Origin of the sequence: Brucella ciceri, assembly GCF_041930145.1 — a bacterium.
GTDB classification, from domain to species: Bacteria; Pseudomonadota; Alphaproteobacteria; order Rhizobiales; family Rhizobiaceae; genus Brucella; species Brucella intermedia.
In genome coordinates, this window is the sequence record NZ_JBHEEV010000012.1 from 36,715 (window position 1) to 59,865 (window position 23,151).

Genomic DNA, 23,151 nt, shown 5'->3' on the forward strand with positions numbered 1-23,151 from the left:
CGGCTCGGCGCCAGGGTGCGAACGAACAGGTCCGGCTTGCTGCCGGACCTTTTTTCATTCTGCGGCGGCGCGATAGGCGGATTGCGGCAGTATGAAAGGCACGCCCTTTTCGGGCGGAACGCCGACCCGTAACGAGCATTCGTAGACACGTTCGAGCCGCTCGTCAGTCAACGCTTCGCGCGGCGTCCCCATCACGTCGAGCTTGCCCTTGCTCATCACCGCTATACGGTCGGCGAACATGGCGGTCAGGTTGAGGTCGTGCAGGATCGCGATCACGCCGCCGCCTGCCGCCGCGAAATCCTTCGCAATCTCCATCACGACGATCTGATGCCGTATATCGAGGCTTGAAATCGGCTCATCCAGAAACAGATAACGCGCCTTGCCGCCCACGACGGGCTTCCAGACCTGACACAGAACACGGGCAAGCTGCACACGCTGCTGCTCTCCGCCGGAAAGCTCCTGATAGAGCCGCCCGCTGAAACCGGCAAGATCAACCCTTTGCAAGGCGAGATCGGGCAGCCGCTTTTCTTCATCGCGAGAAACACCGCTGTAGCCGCCCGTAAGCCCGATCTTCACGATTTCCCGTACCGTGAAGGGAAATGACAGGGCGCTCGCCTGCGGCAGCACCGCGCGGCGCGCCGCCATCTGCCAGGGCTTGATTTCCGCGAAGGACTTGCCGTCCAGACAGGCTGTTCCCGTATAGGCGATATCACCGGAAAGCGCACGCAGCAGCGTTGTCTTGCCGGAGCCGTTCGGCCCGACGATTGCCGTCACCTCGCCCGGTTTGGCGGAAAAGGCAACGTCGCTGATGATGGTCTTGCCCGACAGGCTTACGCCCAATGAAGTTGTTTCAATCATGACAGCCTCACAGATCGAGCAGGCCGCGCTGGCGCAGCAATATCCAGAGGAAGAACGGCGCGCCGAAAAGCGCGGTGATGATGCCGATCGGCAATTCCGCCGGAGCCACAATCGTGCGGCTTACCGCATCTGCGAGCAGCAGAAGCGTCGCGCCCAGCAGGGCTGAGGCCGGCAGGAGATAGCGATGATCCGGACCGATGCCAAGGCGCAGCATATGCGGCACGACGATACCGATAAAGCCGATCCCGCCTGCGACGGCGACCGTCGCGCCGGTGGCGGCAGCGACCGTGACGATGGCGATGTTCTTGACGCGCTGCACCTGAATACCAAGATGGCCAGCGGCAGCTTCTCCGAGAGCCAGCGCATTGAGACCGCGTGCCAGCAAGGGCGATACGGCGAGGACGACGGCAATGATCGGACCTGCGGCGCCGATCTTCGCCCAGGTGGAACCGGCAAGGGAGCCAAGGCCCCAGAATGTCAGGTCGCGGAGCTGGCGGTCATCGGCCAGATAGATAAGCCCGCCGGTGGCAGCGCCCGCCAGAGCCGCCAGTGCGATACCTGCAAGCAGCATGGTCGCCACAGAGGTCCGCCCCCGCCTCGTCGCAACACGATAGAGCAGAAACGTGCTGCACAGCCCGCCAAGGAATGCCGCCAGCGGCAGAGCATAGACACCAAGAGCAGCTATGACCGGCGCAAGAACGGTGCCGCCCAGAACGATCATGGAAACCGCTCCAAGGCTCGCGCCAGCGGAAACGCCGACGAGGCCCGGGTCGGCAAGCGGATTGCGGAAAAGCCCCTGCATGACAGCCCCGGAAACCGCGAGCCCCGCCCCTATCAGCATGCCCATGACGATACGCGGCAGGCGGATTTCCATGATGATCAGATGATCGCGGCGAAATGCATCCGCGCCCTCGGTTCCAGCGGAGGTCAGAGTGCGCAGAACCGAAAGCACGGACGCATCCGAAGCGCCAGCCGTGAGGCTGAACAGAGCAGCGAAGCACAAGGCCGCCGCGAGCAATATGATGGTGAGCCGTGCGCGTACCGCGCGGTCTCCCGTGTCATTTTCTGAATGACGCGCTGTAATGCGCTGCATGCGCGCCACGCGACCCTGGATCGTCATTTCCAATAATCCTTGCAATCGGGCCTGCGCTGGAACCGCGCAAGCCCGACCATGTTACTGCCCCGCAGGAGCGCCATAGAGTTTTGCCGACAGGTCACGAATGGCAGCGCCGGTTCGCGGCCCGAAACCTAACAGATAGGACGCCTCCATAGAAACGATGTTTCCGTTCCGCCCCGCCGGTGTTGCCGCGATAACCGGGTTTTTCATGAGCGATTCCGGCGTCATCCCATCCGCGCCCGTATCCATGATCAGGATCATGTCAGGCGCCGCCTTCTCAACGGCCTCGTCGGTCAACTGCTTGTATCCGTGATATTCGCTGATGACGTTTTCACCACCGGCAAGCTTGATCATGCCATCAGCCGCCGTGCCGGTGCCTGATGCCATCAGGCGTCCGCCGGGAGCCGACAATACGAAAAGCACACGCCTGCGTGGGTTATGGCCTGCCGCAGCCTTTTCGGCCGCCTCAATGTCGCTGGATATTTCTGCAGCAAGCGTCCGGGCCCTGTCTTCCAGACCGAGTGCCTTGCCCACGATCTCGATTTTCCTGACGACGCTTTCGCCTGTAAAGGTCTCCGGCACGACGATCATCGGCACGGACGCTTTTTTCAGGACATCGAGTGTATCCTGCGGGCCACTGCCTTCGAGGAGCAGAATGCCGGTCGGGTTGACCGAAAGCACGCCTTCGGGGGCAAGCTGGCGCATATATCCCACATCTGCCAGCTTCTTGACGGCTTCGGGATAAACGCTTGTCTGGTCACGACCGGCAAGCATATTTTCCGCCCCGAGAGCGTAGACTATTTCCGTCAGCGATCCGCCAACGGAAACAATGCGCGACGTATCGGTGAAACGATCGACAGTGTCGGCGCTCGCAGCGCCGGTCGCCAGCGACAGTGCGATGGCGACAAGGGCGGCTCCGTGCCTGAGGCGCAAGGAAATGAACGACATCGCCGTCACCCTATGCAGCGGAGGATTGCGGCAGACGTGGAAGATTTTCCACGATCATGCGCCAATCGGCCAGTTCCGCTTCGCCCTCATGACGCTCACCGAAGAACTGAACAATCAGTTCGCCCCTGGCATCATAAGCTTCGAGCGAGGTCACATGCCCGTCCTTGGTCGGCTTGCGCACAACCCAGACGTCAGAGATGTGATCGAGGCGCAAATGCATATGGAAAGTCGGGTCCAGCACGTTCAGCCAAGGGCCCATCATCTTGATCTCGTGGATCGGCCCCGTGTGAATCTGGATGCAGCCGCGGCTACCGACAAAGCACATGATCGGAAGCTTTTCCTGCACCGCATGGTTCATCATGGCCTCGACTGACGACGTGTCGACCCGCCAGGCGAAATCATGACCGGCAAGATGCACGGCCTGATGCCGGTCCACGCCGAAATCCTTCAGCAGGCCGACAAACTGGTGCACATCGGTGAGAGCGCCCCAACGCTCACGGAAAGCGTCGATATCGAGAAGCGACACATCCGCCTTCGGTCCCTTGGGAGCGAGGATGCTTGTTTCGATGACCGGAGACTGATCATCCAGCAGCATATCCCTAACGAGCGCCTCATAGGCATCAACGTCGGAAGCCGGGCGCAGATGTATCTTGAAGACCGCCTCGCCCGTGGCGTCGAAGAACTGCAGGCTGCGGCGCGTTGCTTCACCGTCCCGCTTGGCGACCGCAAAACCGTGAACCCAGTGCTTTGGAAAAATGCGAAGATCGATTTCCTTGCCGAGCGCCAGCGAAGCGTGCGCTCCCCAGACAGTCTTTTCAAAAGGTCCGATCTTTTCATGAACCACGCTTTCATTGCGCGTCAATGCCATGATCTCGCCGACAGACGCGATGCGGTTCAACAGCGTTTCAACATCGGCACGAATGCGTCGCGCCGAAATCGACGCCATCTCGGGCTGTCCGCAATGCGCTGCAACAAAATCGGCTTCTGATATAGCGAGACTCTGCGCAAAATCGCGTTCGCGCATTTTCGGATTATCAGCCCGTGCCTTGAGAATCTCCTCTGGGGAGGGCTTGGTATGGGTCGTCATCTGATGTTGCCTACTTGTTTAGGATGAGCTTGCCTTGGCGGGTGATCTTGAGGCGATAGAGCGAGCCGCCGTGCTCTATGCCCACTTCCCGGGAGCCGTCGAAAAGTTCGCGGCTGCCATAGGTTTTCAGTTGCGGCTCAAGCGCACTCTCGCCGAAGCGAGGTCTTATCTGAGCCGGAACAGATCCGGTCGAATCGCTGTGAAGCTGGCTTTCGGAAATGCGATCTGCGGCCCGCTCGGAAACGGGTCCGCGCGGCAACCGCACCTGCATGTCGATATGGATACGCCTGTTCATTTTCTCGCCTCAGCATCGACTTTCCACACGGTGATGACAGCAAATTTGTTTTGTTGACATCAATACTCATGTTTATTAATCACTGCATTACTGGAATAAACGAGTCAAGTTTAAATCTCGCTTTTTCCACGCAAGCCAGGGAGATGTTTTCTTCCCAGCCAGCACGCGGCCTTCTCTTGAGGGGGAAGTCATAAACAATTGAAATTTTTCGGTTTCTTCGCTGTCCAAAGGACTGGCGAAGCGTGTCTGGTCATGAAGGAAACATTGGAAATGCGGGCGACTGGTGGGGTTCCTAGAAGGTCATTTAAGGCGAGCACGGGACTTGCCGTCATTCTGGCGGCGATGACGTCGCAAGCATTCGGGCAGGAGCAGAAAGCGGCTGACGACGAAGCCGGCGTTGCGCTGAAGACGATCACCATTCGCCGCGCGAACGACACACAAGTGCCGACCTCGGTCACGGCGCCCGTGGGCAAGGTGAACCGCGAAGAGATCAATCGTTTCGGTGGCGCGAAACTGGACGATGTGCTGCGCGGAACCGCAGGCGTCTTCACCCTCCAGAGTGGCTCCAATCCGGGCGTGGCGGTCAATATCCGTGGCTTTGAAGGCTCCGGCCGCGTCAACATGATGATCGACGGCGTGCCGCAGAGCTATCGCAACACCGCGCATGACGCGCAGGGCTATGCCTATATCGACCCCAATCTGCTGTCTGAAATTGACGTGGCGCGCGGCGCTGTTACGACCGAAGGCGGTACTGCGCTTGCCGGCAGTGTGAATTTCCGCACGCTCGGCGTGGACGATGTCATTCTCGACGGCGAGGACAAGGGCGTTCTGGGACGTGCTTCCTGGGGCAGCAACGGCACCGGATTCTCCGAAATGCTGGCGGGCGCGGCACGCGTCAATTCGATCGGGCTTGTCGCGGCCATCAGCCGCCACGATTCCAACGACTACAAGAACGGCGACGGCGTGACTGTCGAGAAGACCGGCGAGGAACTGACTTCCGGCTTGTTCAAGGCCGAGTTCGGCCTTGGCGAAGACCAGAAGCTGACGCTTGGCGGCGTTCTCTACAACAACCACTATGGCACATATGCTGCGGGCTATCGTCCGGGAACCTATACGATCTACGATATGTTCCTGCAGAACCGCACGTTCTTCGCACAGTATAACTACAACCCGTCCGACAACGATCTCATCGGCATCGACGTCAACCTCTACCACAACAGCACATTGCAGAACTGGGTGGATGGTAATGGCGGCTTCGTCGGGCGGCAGGTCTCGGCCGAAACCACCGGCATGACCGCCTCGAACACGTCGCGCTTCACCTTTGGCGATGTGGCGGTTGCATGGAAGAACGGCTTTGAAATCAACCGCGACAATGCGGGCGGCACCAAGACGGGCGTCAACCCGACAGATGCCACATCCAATCGTGGTGCGGTCTTCTCGGAAGCGACCTGGAATTATCAGGCGCTGCAAGTCGTTACAGGCCTTCGCTATGATTACTTCAAGCTCGAAAGCGAAGACAGTTCGATCTCGAACAGCGACAGCGAGTTCAGCCCCAAGGTCACAGTCGCCTACAACGTAACCGACTGGTTGCAGCCCTACATTACCTATGCGCATTCCATGCGTTCGCCGACCCTGCAGGAAACCTTCCTTGGCGGCATCGCCCATGCCGGAACCGCGGGGCTGCATGGAAACCCCAATCTCCGTCCTGAAAAGCAGCGCGGCTGGGAATTCGGCGTCAATATCGCTCGCGATGGCATCCTGACCGCAGAAGACGGCCTGCGCATCAAGGCCAACTATTACATGATGCGGGTTGAGGACTATATCACCGCCTCCAGCACCAACAGCCAGTTCATCAATGTTGACGGCACGTCCGATGTGAAGGGCTTCGAACTCGATGCCCGTTACGATGCCGGCTTCGCGTTCGGTGGCATTGCCTATACGCACTCCACTTCCGAACTGCCTGAGCAGACGGCGGGGCTTGGCGCCAACCAGTATCTGCCGGAAGATGTGGTGACTGTTACCGCCGGCGCGCGCTTCTTCGAACGCAAGCTTGAAAGCGGCCTGCGTGTCCAGCACGTTTCAAGCGGGCGGACCATCAGCGGCAGCGATACCGATCCCTACACGCTGGTGGACGTGTTCGCGAAGTACAAGTTCACCGATACGGTCGATCTTTCGCTTCAGGTGCTCAACATTGCCGACAAGGAATATACCCCCGCGCTGAGCACCTATGGCTCCGGTCGCGGGCGCACCTTCCTCGTCTCGACACAGTTCCAGTTCTAGAACTGCGGGAGGCGTTCCCGCCTCCCGTTTAAGATCGTCACATCTGCTAAGGCCGACCAACCTGACCGCGGCGGCCTTCTGATCCCGAGATGTGACGCGGCGAGTGCAGCCCTACCGCTGCACTCGCCGAAAACTATATAGTTAGAGCATTCCGCTTCGCACTTTTCGGGATGCGCTACAGCCAGTCCCAAACCTGATGGAAAAGGATCAGCAATGTTCATAGCCATGAATCGCTTCAAGGTTCGCGTCGGCAGCGAGGCCGATTTCGAGACCGTCTGGAAGAATCGTGACTCCAGATTGTCGGAACTTCCCGGCTTCGAAGGCTTTCATCTGCTTCGCGGCGCGACCAACGAAGAAGAAGGCTACACGCTTTATGCTTCGCACACGGTCTGGCGCGATCGCGAGGATTTCGTCGCGTGGACCAAATCCGAACAATTCCGCGATGCGCATCGCAATGCCGGGGATAACAAGCCGCTCTATCTCGGTCCCCCGCAGTTCGAAGGCTTCAGCGCCGTGCTTGGCTCGTGATGCCGCAGGCCGCTGCCTATCCACAAGGTGCGGCGAAATGGCGCATAATGTCCTGGCGGCGCATTTCCCGCGCCGCTATGGCAAACGCAGTTGCCAATTGTCCTTTAAAGATGGGTAGTTAACTCATATTTAGAATGATTCTAAGCTATTGATTTTTAGAACATTTCAAAAACATAAAAATTGACAGAACTGAACCCGAACGGCCATAACCTGACTTAATTGGGTGGGTTTTATAAACACCGCTTAAGTAACGCCTTTAATGTTCGGGCCTTTAACCCTTGCAGTTGGAGGAACCATTGACCGGTTCAGTTCGGCCTTGCGCCATGAGTGAAATAAAGCTGCCAGATTTTCTGCGCAGCCACACAGTTGAAGTACAGTTTGAGCCGGTAAAGTCCCTCCCTTCGGTGCTTTTCGCATCCGACTTTTTCTGCGCGCGCTTGGGAGATAGTTCCTCATGCTAGTGTGCAGCTGCAATGTTATTACCGATAAGGACATCGAAGCCGTCGTTATCGAGCTTCTCGATCAGGATTGCTGGCAACTTATCGTTCCCGGCACCGTCTATAACATCATGTCCAAGCGCGGCCGTTGCTGTGGCTGCTTCCCAAACGTCGTGGAAACGATCATAAGGGTGACTGAAGAGTATCATCTTCGTCATAACCAAATGGACGAAAACGTGATCCAGTTCATGGATCGTGTACGTTCTCTACGCGACAAATTCGGGAGTTCATGGAATGAAAGGCGAACCAAAGGTCATCGAGCGGCTTAACGAGGCACTTTTCCTCGAGCTTGGCGCTGTAAACCAGTATTGGCTTCACTACCGCCTCCTCAACGACTGGGGCTTCACGCGTCTTGCCAAGAAGGAACGTGAAGAGTCTATCGAAGAAATGCATCACGCCGACAAGCTGATTGACCGCATTATCTTCCTGGAAGGTTTTCCAAACCTGCAGACCGTAGCTCCGCTGCGCATCGGCCAGAACGTCAAGGAAGTTCTGGAAGCCGATCTTGCAGGCGAATACGACGCCCGCGCTTCCTACAAGAAGTCCCGCGAAATCTGCGACGAACTCGGCGACTATGTTTCCAAGCAGCTTTTCGATGAGCTTCTGGCCGATGAGGAAGGTCACATCGACTTCCTCGAAACCCAGCTCGACCTTCTCGCCAAGATTGGCGAAGAGCGTTACGGCCAGTTGAACGCGGCTCCGGCTGATCAGGCCGAGTAAGCCAACCTCACCAAGTATCAAGAAGCCGGAGCCCTGCGCTCCGGCTTTTTTTGTCATCTCAACTTTACCGTTGCCCCTTTATCGTGATATTGCGCGCGCAATTTCCGATATTTGCAAGGTTCTCCCAATGAGCGCACCGCGCGTCAGTTTCGTTTCCCTTGGCTGCCCGAAGGCGCTTGTCGATTCCGAACGCATCATCACCAGCCTTCGCTCCGAAGGTTATGAAATCTCCCGCAAGCATGACGGCGCCGATCTGGTGATCGTCAATACCTGCGGCTTTCTCGATTCCGCGCGCGATGAATCGCTGGATGCCATCGGCCTTGCCCTCAACGAAAATGGCAAGGTGATCGTGACCGGCTGCCTGGGCGCAGAGCCCGAGGTCATCCGCCAGCGCCACCCGAACGTGCTCGCCATCACCGGCCCGCAGGCCTATGAAAGCGTGATGAGCGCGGTGCATGAAGCGGCCCCTCCCGCGCACGACCCGTTTGTCGATCTGGTGCCCCCGCAGGGCGTGAAGCTGACCCCGCGCCATTACGCCTACCTGAAAATCTCCGAGGGCTGCTCGAACCGCTGTTCGTTCTGCATCATTCCGGCGCTGCGCGGCGATCTCGTCTCGCGCCCGATTGATCAGGTGCTGCGCGAAGCGGAAAAGCTGGTTAATGCAGGCGTGAAGGAAATCCTCGTCATCTCGCAGGATACGAGCGCCTACGGCCTCGACATCAAATATCAGGAAGCCATGTGGCAGGACCGCACGGTTCGCACCAAGTTCCTCGATCTCTCGCGTGAATTGGGCGAGATGGGCGTATGGGTGCGCATGCATTATGTCTACCCCTACCCGCATGTCGATGAAGTCATTCCACTGATGGCGGAAGGCAAGATCCTGCCTTATCTGGATATTCCGTTCCAGCACGCCTCGCCTGCGGTGCTGAAGAATATGCGCCGTCCCGCACATCAGGAAAAGACGTCGCGCCGCATTCAGGCCTGGCGTGAAACCTGCCCTGATCTGGCCGTGCGTTCCACTTTCATCGTCGGCTATCCGGGTGAAACCGAAGAAGATTTCCAGATGCTGCTCGACTGGCTCGACGAAGCCAAGATCGAACGCGCCGGCTGCTTCAAATATGAGCCGGTCAAGGGTGCGAAGGCCAATGACCTCGGTCTGGAGCAGGTACCGGAAGAGATCAAGGAAGCTCGCTGGCATCGTTTCATGGCCAAGCAGCAGCAGATTTCGACCAATCTCCTCAAGAAGAAGGTCGGCAAGCGCCTGCCGGTCATCATCGACGAGTCGAACGGAACGGTTGCCAAGGGCCGCACGCGCTACGATGCTCCGGAAATCGACGGCAGCGTTCACATCCAGTCGCGCCGCCCGCTTCGCGTGGGCGACATCGTGACGGTAAAGATCGAAGCGAGCGACGCCTACGATCTTCACGGCATGGCGGTCTGATGGCGGCGGATGCGGCCATAAAGATCAGAAAGGCAGCCTCGGCTGACGTGGCGGCGATTGTCGCCATGCTGGCCGATGATGCGCTGGGCGCAAAGCGTGAAGATGCGAGCCTTCCCTTGCGGGATTCCTATCGCAGCGCCTTTGCAGCCATCGACGCCGACCCCAACCAGCTTCTGGCTGTCGTGGAGCAGGAAGGCGAGATCATCGGCTGCATGCAGGTCAGCTTCATACCCGGCCTGTCGCGGATGGGCATGTGGCGCGGCCAGATCGAAAGCGTCCGGATTGCGAGCCGCATTCGCGGCGGTGGAATCGGTCGTCAGATGATCGAGTGGGCGATCGAACGGTGCCGCGAACGCGGCTGCCGCCTGGTGCAACTGACAACAGACAAATCACGTGCCGACGCATTGCGTTTCTATCGGTCCCTTGGCTTCATCGACAGCCATGAAGGACTTAAGCTATCGCTTTAACAGACGGCTTCAATACAATGTAAGAAAATAAAAAGGGCGCTTTGAGCGCCCTTCTTTTTGATCGTGGTGAAAACTCACTGCGGCAGCTTGTCGTCCACGCCAGCGACGTAGAAGTTGAGGCCCAGCAGGGTCTTGTCGTCAGCCTGTTCGCCTTCTTTCAGCCAGACGGAGCCGTCCTGCTTCTTGATCGGACCGGTGAAAGGCTTCAGTTCGCCGGACTTGATCTTGGCTTCGGTTTCTTCCGCCAGTTTCTTCACGTCGTCCGGCATGTTGGTATAAGGCGCCATCTTCACGAGGCCTTCCTTCATGCCCCACCAGATGTTCTGGCTTTTCCACGTACCATCGAGAACTGCCTTGGCGCGGTCGATATAGTAAGGACCCCACTCATCCACAACCGCGGTAAGCTGCGTGTCGGGCGCGAACTTGATCATGTCCGAAGCCTGACCGAAAGCCTTGATGCCGCGATCATGCGCGACCTGAATGGCAGCGGTGGAATCGGTGTGCTGGGTGATGATGTCCACACCCTGATCGATCAGAGCCTTGGCCGCATCAGCTTCCTTGCCCGGATCGAACCAGGAATTGGCCCAGATCACCTTGACCTTGAAGTCAGGATTGACTGACTGCGCGCCGAGCATGAACGCGTTGATGCCCTGCACCACTTCCGGCACCGGCACGGAAGCGATGTATCCGGCCACGCCCTTGGTGGACATCTTGGCGGCGATCACGCCCTGCACGTAACGGCCTTCATAGAAGCGCGCATTATAGGCCGACATGTTGTCGGCGGTCTTGTAGCCGGTCGCGTGTTCAAATTTCACATCCGGGAACTTCTTCGCGACCTTGAGCGTCGGGTCCATGTAGCCGAACGAGGTGGTGAAGATCAGCTTGTTGCCCGCACGCGCCAGACGCTCGATCGAACGTTCGGCATCAGCACCTTCCGGCACGTTTTCCAGGAAGGTGGTTTCGATCTTGTCGCCAAGCGCTTCAACAAGCTCCTTGCGGGCCTGATCGTGCTGATAGGTCCAGCCGAAATCGCCCGGAGGTCCGATATAGATGAAGCCGATCTTCAGTTTATCTTCTGCATGCGCCGCGCCGCCGAGCATAAAGCTCGTCGCGGTGGCTATAGCCAAAAGCGTCTTTTTCATGATCCCTGCACTCCTTGTTTGCACCCACTAACCAGAACGAAAATCCTTGGGAGTGATTTTCGTCTACCCCTCAACCGTTGGCTTTACCTGTCCGGCACGAAGGGCTTGCCGAGCGAAGCCGGCGTATTCATCATCGTCAGGCGCTTGTTGCGCGAAATGATGACCAGCACCACAATCGTCGCAAGATAAGGCAGCGCGGACAGAAACTGCGATGGCAGGCCAAAGCCCAGCGCCTGCGCGTGGAGCTGGCCAATCGTCACCGCGCCAAACAGATAAGCGCCGATCAGCACCCGCCAAGGTCGCCACGAAGCGAAGACGACGAGGGCAAGCGCGATCCAGCCACGACCGGCAGTCATGTTTTCCACCCATTGCGGTACATAGACGAGCGAAAGCTGCGCGCCCGCCAGACCGGCGCAGGCACCCCCGAACAGCACCGCCAGATAGCGCGTGCGCACCACATGCACGCCGAGCGAATGGGCGGAGCCGTGGCTGTCGCCGATGGCGCGCAGGGTAAGGCCAGCCCGTGTACGGAACAGAAACCACGCCACGCCGATAACCAGCAGGATGGACATATAGAAGATCGGGTCCTGACCAAAGAGGAACCGACCGACAAGCGGGATATCGGTCAGATAGGGAATATGAACGGCTTCTAGCCGGACGCCGGGAAGCCCGACAAAACTTTCGCCGAGCAGGGCCGACGCGCCGACGCCGAGGATTGTGAGCGCCAGCCCGGTCGCCACCTGATTGGTGACCAGTATGAGCGTCAGAAAGCCAAAGACGGCGGAGAAGAGAGCGCCCACCAGAACGGCGGCAAACAATCCCAGCCATGCCGAACCGGTCATCTGTGCGATGGCGAAGCCGGACACCGCACCCATCAGCATCATGCCCTCGACACCGAGGTTGAGCACGCCGGAGCGCTCCACCACCAGCTCACCGATGGCCGCGATAAGGAGAGGCGTCGCAGCCGTTGCAATTGTCAGGAGAATAGCCTGTGTCAAATCCATGGGATCAGGCCTTTCCCGCTCGGGCTGCGGATATGAAGCGAATGCGATAGAGGATCAGCGTATCGCAAGCGAGAACGAAGAACAGGATCATGCCCTGAAACACGCGTGCTGACTTTTCCGAGATGCCTATGGAAACCTGTGCCGCTTCGCCGCCAAGATAGGAAAGCGCCAGCACCAGACCGGCCGCGATCGCCCCCAGCGGGTTAAGACGTCCGAGAAAGGCGACGATAATTGCCGTGAAGCCATAGCCCGGGGAAATGACGGGGCGAAGCTGGCCGATGGCGCCCGAAGTTTCCGCAATGCCGGCAAGACCGGCAAGTGCGCCGGAAACCGCAAAGACGAAGAACACCATCCTGCCTGCGCTGAAACCCGCAAAACGCCCTGCCCTCGGGCTTTGGCCGATGACCTTGACCTCGAAGCCCTTCAGCGTGTGCTTGAGCAGAAACCAGACGACCACCGCCGCCACAAGCGCGAAGATGAAACCCCAGTGGGCACGGCCCGATGCACTCCAGATTTCCGGCAGAATGGCGCTATCGTTGAACTGGCGGGTTTCGGGGAAGTTATAGCCTTCCGGGTTGCGCCACGGGCCGCGCACCAGCCAGTCGAGAAACAGTTGCGCGACATAGACAAGCATGAGGCTGGTCAGAATTTCGTTCGTGTTGAAGCGCACTTTCAGCAAGGCGGGAATGGACGCATAAGCCATCCCGCCTGCCATGCCCATCAGCATCATCAAGGGCAGAACCACCCATGACTGCAGATCGGGGAACATGACGGGCAGCACCGAGCCCGCGATGGCACCGGCAATGAACTGCCCCTCGGCACCGATATTCCAGTTGTTGGACAGGAAACAGATGCATAGCCCCACCGCGATCAGGATCAGCGGCGCGGCTTTCACGAGTAATTCATGCCACGACCAGATGTCGAACAAGGGCTCCACGAAGAAGACATAGAGCGCATGCAGCGGGTCCTTGCCCATCAGCGCAAAAGCGAGACCGCCGAAAACCAGCGTCAATGTCAGCGCAAGCAACGGCGACAAGGCGCTGAAAAGTTTTGAGGGTTGCGAGCGTTTGACGAGTTCGATCCGCATCATGCAGCCTCTCCAGAAACACCGCCCATCAGGAGGCCGATCTTTTCCAGCGTCACATCGGCAATCGGCATTGGATCGGAAAGCTGGCCGTGGTTCATGACCGCGATCCGGTCGCTGATTTCAAGAAGTTCATCAAGGTCCTGGCTGATAACGAGAACTGCGGAACCGGAACGCGCAAGATCGACGAGCGCCTGACGAATATGCGCCGCAGCACCGGCATCGACGCCCCATGTCGGCTGGTTCACCACCATGACAGACGGTGAACGGTCAAGCTCGCGCCCGATGATGAATTTTTGCAGATTACCGCCGGAAAGTGCGGATGCTGGTGGATTTTCAGCGCTCTTGCGCACATCCATCCGTTCGATGATGCGCTTTGCAGCCGACCGAAGCGCGCTCTCCGCGATCAGCCTGAGTTTGCCGCCGCGCAGGAACATTTTCGCGTCGGTCCTGTACCGCGACAAGAACAGATTGTCGGTCAATGTCATGGTCGGAACGGCACCGTGTCCAAGCCGTTCTTCGGGCACGAAGGCCGCGCCCATCATGCGCCTTTCGCTAATGCCTGCCTTGCCAGCATCCTTACCGCGAATACGCACATTCGAGGCGCTGGACTGCAACACTTCACCGGAAACGGCCTCGAAAAATTCACCCTGCCCGTTGCCCGCAACGCCTGCAATGCCAACGACTTCGCCAGCGGCAACCGAAAGCGAAATATTTTTCAGCGCCGTCGAAAACGGTCCACGCGGCGGCTGCGACAGCGACCTGATTTCTAAAAGCGCATCGTCACCCGCATTTTGCGCCGCAATGGGAGTGCGCGCCACGACGTTGATGTCGTTTCCAACCATCATGCGGGCAAGCGAGGCAGCGGTTTCCTTGCGCGGATCGCAATGCGCGACGACCTTGCCATGCCGCAACACCGTCGCGCGGTCACAAAGGCGCTTCACTTCCTCCAGACGGTGGCTGATATAAAGGATCGACTTGCCTTCGGCTTTCAGCCGCTCCAGCGTTTCAAACAGCTTGTCGGCTTCCTGCGGCGTCAGCACCGATGTCGGCTCATCCAGAATGATCAGGTCGGGTTCCTGAAGGAGACAGCGCACAATCTCGATGCGCTGGCGTTCGCCAACCGACAGGTCGCCGACATGCGCTTGCGGATCGACAGGAAGGCCATAGGTCTTGCCGACCTCACGCGCACGTTTTGCAACCTCCGAAAGCGGAAGCGAACGGTCCAGCGACAAGGCGATGTTTTCAGCGGCGGTAAGTGAATCAAATAGGGAAAAATGCTGGAAAACCATGCCGATGCCGAGTTTTCTTGCAGCGGCAGGTTCGTCTATCGCGACAGGCTGCCCTTTCCAGACGATTTCGCCTTCAAGGGGTTGCAGGGCGCCGAACAGCATTTTCACGAAGGTGGACTTTCCCGCGCCATTTTCGCCCAGGAGCGCGTGAATCTCGCCTTCCCCGATGGTGAGATCGACACCATCACAGGCCCGCAGCTGACCAAATACTTTCGTGAGCCGGCGGACATCAAGAAGAGGCCGGTCGGTTAAAGGCGCTGTCATTGTTCCCCATTTGTATTTTTGAGCGACCTTAGCCAGCAAGTCTGCTCTTGAAAAGCCCAAAAGCAAGCAGCGGTGGACATATGCACACCGCCGCGATCATCAGTCAGTTCAGGGAAGCAGAATGGTCGTTCCTGTGGTCTTGCGGGCTTCCAGATCCTCATGCGCCCTTGCCGCATCCTTGAGCGCATAGGTCTGGTTGATCTCGATCTTGACGGCGCCGGTTCCCACCACATCGAAAAGCTCTGCCGCCGTCTTTTCGAGGTCGGCCCGCTTGGCGATGTAATTGAACAGGGTCGGTCGCGTGGCGAAGAGCGATCCCTTCTGGGCCAGAATGCCCAGATCGAACGGCGGAATGACACCGGAGGACTGGCCGAAGCAGGCAAACATGCCAAGTGGCTTCAACACATCCAGTGAGCCCATATAGGTATCGCGTCCAACGGAATCATAAACCACATCGACGCCCGCTCCGTCCGTCAGCTCCTTCACCTTTTCGGCGAAGTTTTCAGTGCGGTAATTGATGACGTGGTCGTAGCCGTGCTTTCTGGCGAGCGCGATCTTTTCTTCCGATCCTGCCGTGCCGATGACGGTAGCCCCGAGGTGCTTCGCCCATTGCCCGGCAATGAGCCCCACACCACCGGCAGCAGCATGGAAAAGGATCGTCTGTCCCGGCTCGACCCTGAACGTGCGCCGCAGAAGATACTGCGCCGTCATGCCTTTCAGCATCATCGAGGCGGCGGTCTTCAGATCGACATTATCGGGAACCCTGACCAGCCGTTCGGCTGGCAGAATGCGCTCGTCTGCATAGGAGCCCGGTGTGGCGACATAGGCAACACGATCGCCAACGCGAACATCGCTCACGCCCGGACCAACCGCCACGACCGTGCCCGCACCTTCATTTCCAGGCGTGAACGGCATCTGCGCCGCCTTGTAAAGCCCCGTGCGGAAATAGACATCGATGAAGTTGAGACCGACGGCTTCATGGCGCACCTTCGCTTCGCCCGGACCGGGTTCACCGATCTCGATCTGCTCATACTTCATGACGTCCGGACCACCGGTCTGGTGGACGCGAATGGCATTGATCATGGTGCTTCTCCGCTCTTCTGCTTCTTTTCGACAACCTTTCTGGCCTTCGCAAGTGCCGCTTCACGGCCCAGACTCGGGAAAAGCTGCATGATCGCCCCGATGAAATAGATGTAAAGCCCTGTCACGGAAACGCCGACGCGGACCCACAACGGCGCATCCAGAGTATAATAGAGCGCAGCCGCGCCAAAGGCACACCAGAGCAGGAAAACAGTCAGGTTGAGCGGGCGCAGGCGCACGACGCGCACCGGATGCAGGAAGTTGATCGGCAGGAACGAAAGGATTGCCGACACGACGACAGTCGCAAATGCGACCCACTCGCCCGGCCTGACGATGAAAAGCGTAAAGACGACCATGTTCCAGACGACCGGGAAACCCTTGAAGAAGTTTTCCTTCGTCTTCATGCCGGTATCGGCATAATAGATCGCGCTCGAAACCACGATTATGGCACCGGATATGAACGACAGATAGGTGCCCATGAACCCGCTTTGATAAAGCGCGAAGGCAGGTATCAGAACATAGGTGACATAATCGATGATGTTGTCGAGAAGCTCGCCGGACCAGTTCGGAAGAACATATTTCACCTCGAGCTTGCGCGCGATGGGTCCATCGATGCCATCGACGAAAAGCGCCAGCCCCAGCCACCACCACATTGCCGTGTAGCGCCCGTCGCTGGCCGCCACGATGGAAAGGAATGCCAGAAACGAACCCGATGCCGTCAGAAGGTGAACCGAAAACGCCTTGGCTTGCGGCGCGGTGACTTTCTTGGCTTTGAGTTTTCCGGTCAGTTTGGTTTTCACGCCGTCCGCCATTTCAGTTTGTCGCCGCGCTTATCCCGCCCAAGACAATCCCCGAGGCGGCGAGTATATTTAATCTATCGGGGAACGCGTACACTACACAAACTGACATCCCCAAAACTAATGATCATCGAAACCTTTTCCCTCGGGAAAAAGCCATGATCCTGCAGCAGCTTTCCCTGAATAAGCGCAAAAGAGCAAGTAAGGCGTGAGGCAAATCCGCCATAATCCCACGGAAGAATGGCCTTTTGGCTGTATTTCGGTTTAAGTGCGGCTGGAATCATCAGACGATGCACGAGGCCCGCAATGTCGGGCCGGGGATGAAACACGATGAACGATCTTGTTGTGAACAAGCCACTCACCGACATTGTCATCAGCGGCAGCGGACCCGCCGGCATGATGGCTGCGCTGGCGCTCGGCGCGAAAGGCTATCGCACCGTCCTGCTCGGACCGGAGACCGACAAGGGAGACCGTCGCACGACAGCGCTCATGATGCCGGCCATCAGATTGCTGGAGGGACTGGGCGTCTGGCCGGGTATCGAGCCGGAAGCAGCAGCCCTCGCCTCCATGCGCATCGTGGATGCGACACGGCGGCTTGTGAGAAGCCCCGTCGTGACCTTCCGCGCCGGTGAAATCGACGAGGCCGCGTTCGGCTACAACATCCCCAATGCCGTATTGAACGAGAAACTTTCTGAAGCCGTCGCACGCAATCCGAATATTCAACGCATCAATGCACCCGTCATCGAATATCGCCACAATGGCGACCACGTGACCGTCACCCTGTCGGGCGGCGACACGCTGCATACGCGGCTGGTCGTTGCAGCCGATGGACGCAATTCGATGGCTCGCGAAGCCGCCGGCATCCGCACACGCCGCTGGAGCTATCCGCAGACGGCCGTTGTGCTTTCCTTTTCACACACTGTCGATCATGAAAACATTTCGACGGAGTTCCACACCGAGGAAGGCCCTTTCACCCAGGTTCCCCTCAAAGGCAAACGCTCGAGCCTTGTCTGGGTTGTGAATCCGGGTCGCGCCGAAGCGCTTCTTGCACTTGATGACGCCACGCTCGCCAGGCGCATCGAGGACATGATGCAATCCATGCTCGGCAAGATCGAACTCGAAATAAAGCCGCAGGCCTGGCCGCTTTCCGGCCTCGTGCCTCATGTTTTTGCAGCCAGACGCACGATTCTTATCGGCGAAGCCGCGCACGTTTTTCCGCCAATCGGCGCACAAGGCCTCAATCTGGGATCGCGCGATGTCGAAACGCTGGTCAAGGCCGTAGAAAGCGATCCGGCAGATCCCGGTTCGGATCGGGTCATTCGCGCTTATGACCGCGCGAGACGCCCGGATATTCTGGCCCGCACCGGCTCCGTCGATGCACTCAATCGTTCGCTTTTGTCCGGCATGCTTCCGGCGCAGATCGTGCGCGGCGTGGGCCTGGAAATGCTTCGCTCCTTTGCGCCGCTGCGCGCGTTCTTCATGCGTGAAGGGCTTCGCCCCGGCAGCGGCTTCTCGCATCTTCTTCCGAAACTGCCGAGGCTTCCACACCGAGACGACGGAAAACGCTCCAGCTAACCTGATTTTCGGACCACCTGACACATCAAACTGACAGAATTGCCGGTCGCTGCCGACTTTAATTTGTCGCGCGGTGAACTAAATAATGTTGCATGGGTATGACACAGATAAAGCACGCGAAATTCCAGATCGGCCAGGTGGTCAAGCACCGGCTATTCCCCTTCCGCGGGGTCATCTTCGACGTGGATCCAGAATTCGCGAATACGGAAGAATGGTATGAATCCATTCCCGAGGAAGCGCGCCCGCATCGCGATCAGCCATTCTATCATCTGCTCGCTGAAAACGCGGAATCCGAATATGTCGCCTACGTTTCGGAACAGAACCTCGTGCCGGATTTGAGCGGCGAGCCCCTGCGCCATCCGCAGATAGAAGAAATGTTCGACCGGCTGGATAACGGTTCATATCGCGTAAAAGCGCAGCACTCGAACTAGGGCGCGTTTCGATCCAATGAATGGAACCGGCGCTCTAATCTCTTTTATTTGAAATATAATCATTAAGATAGAAGCGTCTTTTAAAGCGATAGTTGAAAAGAAAAGGGGCGCTCGAAGCGCCCCTTTCTCGTGACAGACTGGATGCAGCTTAGTTTGCTGCGCCCTTTGCCTTGTCCTGTTCAGCCTTCATCTTGGCTTCAAAGTCTTTCTGCTTCTTCTGGACGGCGTCCTGAAGTTCCTTCTGGCGTTCTTCCAGTTCCGACTGCTTGAGAGCCGGGCCAGTCAGAGCGCCGGAGAAGCCGGTGAGTGCAACCGGAATCGGGTTCGGCTTGTTCTGATAGTTGACCGAAGTCAGGGTCAGCTTGCCGCCCTTCTTGAGCGCGTTGATGAGATCGTCGGTCAGCGGAGCTTCGGCGATGCAGCGATCCGGGAAGCAGATGCCGTATTCAAGCTTGACCGGCTTGTTGTTGTCGATCTGGAGGCCGACACCAGCAGGAATCAGACGGCCGATAGGAACGGTCACCTGAAAGATCTTGCGGTTGATCTTGCCCTTGATCTCGATGAGGTTGACGGCGGTCAGGAGCTGGCCGGAATCCGCGGTGACGATGTTCTGCGTGTTGCAGATGTCATTGTCTTCCTGCTTCGAGCAGACCTTGAACCAGCCCTGTGGCGGCTGCTGCGCCGATGCAGGCATCGTCGCGGAGGCAAGCAGGGCGAACGCGCCAGCAATGGCAGATGCGGCAGCGATTGTCTTCGTGCTGGACATGATCAACAGGTTCCTTTCAACACTCTGATCTATAGTTCCCGTTCTGTAGTTAAGTCAGCGATAGACCGTCACTGATTTGAAAATGCGGCAACAGCGTGACCTTGAGGGTTTTAGCCCCCATTCAGGCCCTATCCGGGCCCAATCCGGAGCCGTGTTACAACGACTAGGGGCATGAATCCAGATGAGTTTCGACATTCCATGCTCGGAATCCGCCAAAATCTTTGTTTTAGCTCCTACTGTCACGCGGCGGACACGCCCTAATTCCGCACTTAATGTACGATCATGCTAGTTTTCGGTTCCGAATCGGCGTTTCCCGGCGGCGACCATCAAACTTGTTTACAATGGACGATTGAAGTTGAACGGATTGATTGCCTATCTCCGCAAAGCGGTTCTTGCGAGCTTTACCGGAGCGGTTGTCGCCGCAATGCCGGTGCAGGCGGTAGCGGAAACCCAGCCGGACTACGCGCTCTCCATGCATGGAGACGTGGCGCTACCAGCCGACTTCACCCATTTTCCTTACGCAAATGCCGACGCACCGAAGGGCGGCGCGCTCACAATGGGCGTTGTCGGCACTTTCGACAGTCTCAATCCATTTGTGCTGAAAAGCATGCGTACAACGGCGCGCGGCCTGTTTCTTGACAGCGATCTGGGAAATCTGGTTTTCGAACCATTGATGCAGCGTTCGCGAAACGAACCTTTTACGCTCTATCCTCTCCTTGCGGAGAAAGTCTCTACCGATCCGGATCGCAAATGGGTCGAGTTCACGTTGAACCCGAAAGCGAGATGGTCTGACGGCCAACCGGTGACGGTGGACGATGTGCTCTTCACCTACGACATCCTGACGGAAAAGGGACGCCCTCCCTACAATAACCGGATGAGCCGTGTCGAAAAGATCGAGAAGACGGGCGAACGCTCCGTTCGCTTCACCTTCAACGACAAGTCGGACCGTGAGTTTCCCATGCTTATCGCGTCCGTTATGCCCGTGCTGCCAAGGCACGCCATCGATCGCGAAACTTTTGGCAATTCGTCCCTTAAACCACCTGTTGGCAGCGGCCCGTACCTTGTTTCCGGCGTGCAGCCCGGGCAGCGGATCGTCTACAAGCGCAACCCTGATTATTGGGGCAAGGATTTACCCTCCCAGCGCGGCCTCAACAATTTCGACACTTTGACAGTCGAATATTATCGCAACGAAACTTCCCTTTTCGAGTCCTTCAAGAAGGGGTTGCTCGACGTCTTTATCGAAGCAAACCCGACCCGCTGGCAAAAGCTCTATGATTTCCCGGCGGTCAAACAGGGACGGGTTATCAAGGACAACTTTGAAAAAGGCACGCCAGCCAATCTGCTGGGATTCGTGTTCAATACGCGCCGCCCGATCTTCGCCGATCGGCGCATCCGGCAGGCGCTGGGGCTGCTGTTCGACTTTGAATGGGCCAACCGCAATCTCTTTGCCGATCAGTACCGGCGCACGCAGAGTTACTGGGAAGGATCGGAGCTTTCTTCGGTGGGCAAACCTGCAGACGACCGCGAGAAGCAATTGCTTGCGCCTTTCCCCGACGCTGTTCGCGAGGATGTCATGAATGGCACATGGCATCCGCCGGTAACGGACGGCAGCGGCCATGATCGCACGCCTGCAAAGAAGGCCTATGATCTGCTGACGGAGGCAGGCTTCCAGTTTGAACACGGTCTTGCGGTCGATCCTTCGGGCAAACCGCTCACGTTCGAAATCATGACGCGCTCGCCCGACGAAGAAAAGGTCGCGCTTGCTTACAAGCGCAATCTCGCGCGACTCGGCATTACGGCAGAAATCCGCACCGCAGATGATGCCCAGTATCAGCAACGCCTGCAAACGTTCGACTACGACATGATCCTCGGCGCGCTGACCGGTTCGCTTTCGCCCGGCAATGAACAATGGATGCGCTGGGGTGCGGCCTCGCGGGATGTGCAGGGAAGCTTCAACTATCCCGGTGTTGCCGATCCGGCGGTCGATGCGATGATCGAAGCGCTTCTGGCCGCAAGGACCCGTGCAGATTTCGTCAGTGCGGTCCGCGCGCTTGATCGTGTGCTTATCTCCGGCGACTATTACGTTCCGCTCTACTACCTGCCCTATCAATGGGTGGCCCGGTGGGACCGCATCGAACATCCGCAGAAGACTTCGCTCTACGGTTATCAACTGCCGACATGGTGGCGCGCAAAACAATGACCGGGCTTTAACGTCAGTGTAATTCGCCCTACATCCACCCAATATATGATGAGTATTCAACGGGAGGCCGAGCCTCCGGTTCCTGCACGGAGATTGAACCATGGCCGCCAGAAAGATAACTATCGATGTGGTCTCGGACGTCGTCTGCCCATGGTGCTTTCTGGGGCGCAAGCGCCTCGAGGCGGCTCTTGCCATGGTGCCGGATGTGGAGGCGGAAGTGCGCTGGCGTCCCTTCCAGTTGGACCCTACCCTGCCGCCACAAGGCAAGGATCGCCAGGCCTATATGCGGGAGAAATTCGGCACAGGCGGAAAGATCGATGACATCCACAAACAGTTGACCGAGCTTGGCGAGGAAAACGGCATCGTCTTCGATTTCGACGCCATCGCCCGCGCGCCGAATACGCTCGACGCACATCGCGTCATCCATTGGGCGGCACAGGCTGCACCCGATACGCAGGATCGGATGGTCGGCCTGTTGTTTTCGCTCTATTTCGAGCAGGGACAGGATATTGGCGACCATGAAGTGCTGGTTGATGCGGCGGCAAGCGTCGGCATGGACGCGGCAGTAGTCGCCCGGCTTCTCCAAAGCGATGCCGACAAGGCGACAATTCGCGAGGAGATAGATACGGCCAGCCGCATTGGTGTGCGCGGCGTGCCCTGTTTCATCATCGACCAGAAATACGCCGTCATGGGCGCACAGACGGCCGATGTTCTTGCCGACGCCATCCGCCAGACGGCGGAAGGTTTTGAACCGGGTATTGCCGAGGATCGCTGAAAGAAAAGCTATAAAATAGCCCGCGCTCCATCTGGACGCGCGGGCTTTTTCTTTGAATAATTGAATGCCTACATGCTCTGATCGGACACGCGAACCAGAGTCCAGCATGGCTGCTTGGCAAATTCATATTCCATATATTCGCCACCGTCCGTGCCCTTGATGACAACGATCTTATTGCCATTGGCAGCATCTTTGTATTCGGCCTGCAGCTTCTGACGTTCCAGCGTCGCCATATCTGGCATCACAGGCCATTCAACGTCAGCGAGTGGAACTTCCTTGCTTGTCTTTTTTGGCTCCGGGTCAGCTTCCATGTCGAGGCCTTCAAAGATGACTGTCTTGGCGGTCTGAGCTTCCTGAATCGCAATGTTATGGCTGAAACGCGTGACAAAATTCTCGATACCTTCAACCTTGCAGTTGAGTGTGGTCAGAGCAAAAGCCGATTGAGAAGCCAACACAAGTGCACCCGCAGTGCAGAAAATGCGCAAAGCATTCTTTAGCATCAA

Annotated in this window: 23 protein-coding genes; 10 read left to right on the forward strand and 13 right to left on the reverse strand. The window is 57.9% G+C overall.

The window, feature by feature from the left end:
* Nucleotides 1-54 precede the first annotated feature (54 nt).
* Genes JNC63_RS19130 through hemP form a run of 5 tightly spaced genes read right to left on the reverse strand, consistent with a single transcriptional unit; the run spans nt 55 to nt 4,179 of the window.
* Nucleotides 55-858: a heme ABC transporter ATP-binding protein gene (locus JNC63_RS19130; protein WP_006468888.1), complete on the reverse strand. Its 804-nt coding sequence runs from the start codon at nt 856-858 to the stop codon at nt 55-57.
* A gap of 7 nt (nt 859-865) precedes the next feature.
* Entirely contained in the window at nt 866-1,978 is a 1,113-nt protein-coding gene (locus JNC63_RS19135) for a FecCD family ABC transporter permease (protein ID WP_006471361.1), read from the reverse strand.
* 54 nt (nt 1,979-2,032) lie between these two features.
* A complete protein-coding gene (locus JNC63_RS19140) occupies nt 2,033-2,923 on the reverse strand; it encodes a heme/hemin ABC transporter substrate-binding protein (protein ID WP_006471362.1) in 891 nt (296 codons plus the stop codon).
* Nucleotides 2,924-2,933: 10 nt separating this feature from the next.
* A complete protein-coding gene (locus tag JNC63_RS19145) occupies nt 2,934-4,010 on the reverse strand; it encodes a hemin-degrading factor (RefSeq protein ID WP_006468891.1) in 1,077 nt (358 codons plus the stop codon).
* Nucleotides 4,011-4,020: 10 nt separating this feature from the next.
* Nucleotides 4,021-4,179: a hemin uptake protein HemP gene (gene hemP / locus JNC63_RS19150; protein ID WP_374846691.1), complete on the reverse strand. Its 159-nt coding sequence runs from the start codon at nt 4,177-4,179 to the stop codon at nt 4,021-4,023.
* A 468-nt stretch (nt 4,180-4,647) separates the two neighbouring features.
* Between hemP and JNC63_RS19155 the strand changes: the two genes are divergently transcribed.
* The 6 genes from JNC63_RS19155 (at nt 4,648) to JNC63_RS19180 (ending at nt 10,238) form a co-directional block, all read left to right on the forward strand.
* Nucleotides 4,648-6,585, forward strand: a complete 1,938-nt coding sequence (locus JNC63_RS19155) for a TonB-dependent receptor domain-containing protein (RefSeq protein ID WP_374846684.1) — start codon at nt 4,648-4,650, stop codon at nt 6,583-6,585.
* Between the two features lie 213 nt (nt 6,586-6,798).
* Nucleotides 6,799-7,113: a heme-degrading protein HmuQ gene (gene hmuQ, locus JNC63_RS19160; RefSeq protein ID WP_006468894.1), complete on the forward strand. Its 315-nt coding sequence runs from the start codon at nt 6,799-6,801 to the stop codon at nt 7,111-7,113.
* Nucleotides 7,114-7,567: 454 nt separating this feature from the next.
* Entirely contained in the window at nt 7,568-7,879 is a 312-nt protein-coding gene (locus JNC63_RS19165) for a (2Fe-2S)-binding protein (RefSeq protein WP_006468895.1), read from the forward strand.
* Nucleotides 7,845-8,330, forward strand: coding sequence for a bacterioferritin (gene bfr, locus JNC63_RS19170; protein ID WP_006468896.1), 486 nt, complete (start codon nt 7,845-7,847; stop codon nt 8,328-8,330). Before JNC63_RS19165 ends, bfr begins: the two co-directional genes overlap by 35 nt.
* Nucleotides 8,331-8,457: 127 nt before the next feature.
* Entirely contained in the window at nt 8,458-9,771 is a 1,314-nt protein-coding gene (gene rimO / locus JNC63_RS19175) for a 30S ribosomal protein S12 methylthiotransferase RimO (protein ID WP_006471364.1), read from the forward strand.
* Entirely contained in the window at nt 9,771-10,238 is a 468-nt protein-coding gene (locus JNC63_RS19180) for a GNAT family N-acetyltransferase (RefSeq protein ID WP_006468898.1), read from the forward strand. The genes rimO and JNC63_RS19180 overlap by 1 nt, the downstream gene beginning before the upstream one ends.
* Nucleotides 10,239-10,312: 74 nt before the next feature.
* On the opposite strand, the gene JNC63_RS19185 is transcribed toward JNC63_RS19180, so the two are convergent.
* The 6 genes from JNC63_RS19185 to pcsA all read right to left on the reverse strand — a co-directional run bounded on the left by JNC63_RS19185 (nt 10,313) and on the right by pcsA (nt 16,916).
* Entirely contained in the window at nt 10,313-11,380 is a 1,068-nt protein-coding gene (locus JNC63_RS19185) for a BMP family ABC transporter substrate-binding protein (protein ID WP_006471365.1), read from the reverse strand.
* Between the two features lie 83 nt (nt 11,381-11,463).
* Nucleotides 11,464-12,384: an ABC transporter permease gene (locus tag JNC63_RS19190; RefSeq protein ID WP_006468900.1), complete on the reverse strand. Its 921-nt coding sequence runs from the start codon at nt 12,382-12,384 to the stop codon at nt 11,464-11,466.
* A 4-nt stretch (nt 12,385-12,388) separates the two neighbouring features.
* Nucleotides 12,389-13,471 (reverse strand): ABC transporter permease, encoded by a 1,083-nt coding sequence (locus JNC63_RS19195; RefSeq protein WP_006471366.1) that lies wholly within the window; start codon nt 13,469-13,471, stop codon nt 12,389-12,391.
* Nucleotides 13,471-15,024 (reverse strand): ABC transporter ATP-binding protein, encoded by a 1,554-nt coding sequence (locus tag JNC63_RS19200; protein WP_031346383.1) that lies wholly within the window; start codon nt 15,022-15,024, stop codon nt 13,471-13,473. Before JNC63_RS19200 ends, JNC63_RS19195 begins: the two co-directional genes overlap by 1 nt.
* 108 nt (nt 15,025-15,132) lie before the next feature.
* A complete protein-coding gene (locus tag JNC63_RS19205; RefSeq protein ID WP_006468903.1) occupies nt 15,133-16,107 on the reverse strand; it encodes a quinone oxidoreductase family protein in 975 nt (324 codons plus the stop codon).
* Nucleotides 16,104-16,916 carry a phosphatidylcholine synthase gene (gene pcsA, locus JNC63_RS19210; RefSeq protein WP_006468904.1) on the reverse strand — a complete coding sequence of 271 codons (813 nt, stop codon included), beginning with the start codon at nt 16,914-16,916 and terminating at the stop codon, nt 16,104-16,106. Before pcsA ends, JNC63_RS19205 begins: the two co-directional genes overlap by 4 nt.
* A 315-nt stretch (nt 16,917-17,231) precedes the next feature.
* Between pcsA and JNC63_RS19215 the strand changes: the two genes are divergently transcribed.
* Both JNC63_RS19215 and hspQ read left to right on the forward strand, forming a co-directional pair.
* Nucleotides 17,232-18,476 (forward strand): UbiH/UbiF family hydroxylase, encoded by a 1,245-nt coding sequence (locus JNC63_RS19215; RefSeq protein WP_006468905.1) that lies wholly within the window; start codon nt 17,232-17,234, stop codon nt 18,474-18,476.
* A gap of 92 nt (nt 18,477-18,568) precedes the next feature.
* Nucleotides 18,569-18,907 (forward strand): heat shock protein HspQ, encoded by a 339-nt coding sequence (gene hspQ, locus JNC63_RS19220; RefSeq protein ID WP_006468906.1) that lies wholly within the window; start codon nt 18,569-18,571, stop codon nt 18,905-18,907.
* Nucleotides 18,908-19,055: 148 nt separating this feature from the next.
* Here hspQ and JNC63_RS19225 read toward each other — a convergent pair whose 3' ends face one another.
* The gene (locus JNC63_RS19225; protein WP_006471370.1) at nt 19,056-19,673 is read right to left on the reverse strand and encodes an invasion associated locus B family protein; all 618 of its coding nucleotides are present in this window, start codon (nt 19,671-19,673) and stop codon (nt 19,056-19,058) included.
* A 349-nt stretch (nt 19,674-20,022) separates the two neighbouring features.
* On the opposite strand from JNC63_RS19225, the gene JNC63_RS19230 reads away from it, so the two are divergent.
* Together JNC63_RS19230 and JNC63_RS19235 are read left to right on the forward strand one after the other, a co-directional pair.
* A complete protein-coding gene (locus JNC63_RS19230; protein WP_006468908.1) occupies nt 20,023-21,873 on the forward strand; it encodes an extracellular solute-binding protein in 1,851 nt (616 codons plus the stop codon).
* A 100-nt stretch (nt 21,874-21,973) separates the two neighbouring features.
* Nucleotides 21,974-22,648, forward strand: coding sequence for a DsbA family oxidoreductase (locus JNC63_RS19235; RefSeq protein WP_006471372.1), 675 nt, complete (start codon nt 21,974-21,976; stop codon nt 22,646-22,648).
* Between the two features lie 68 nt (nt 22,649-22,716).
* Here JNC63_RS19235 and JNC63_RS19240 read toward each other — a convergent pair whose 3' ends face one another.
* Nucleotides 22,717-23,148: a hypothetical protein gene (locus tag JNC63_RS19240; protein WP_006471373.1), complete on the reverse strand. Its 432-nt coding sequence runs from the start codon at nt 23,146-23,148 to the stop codon at nt 22,717-22,719.
* Between the last annotated feature and the right edge of the window lie 3 nt (nt 23,149-23,151).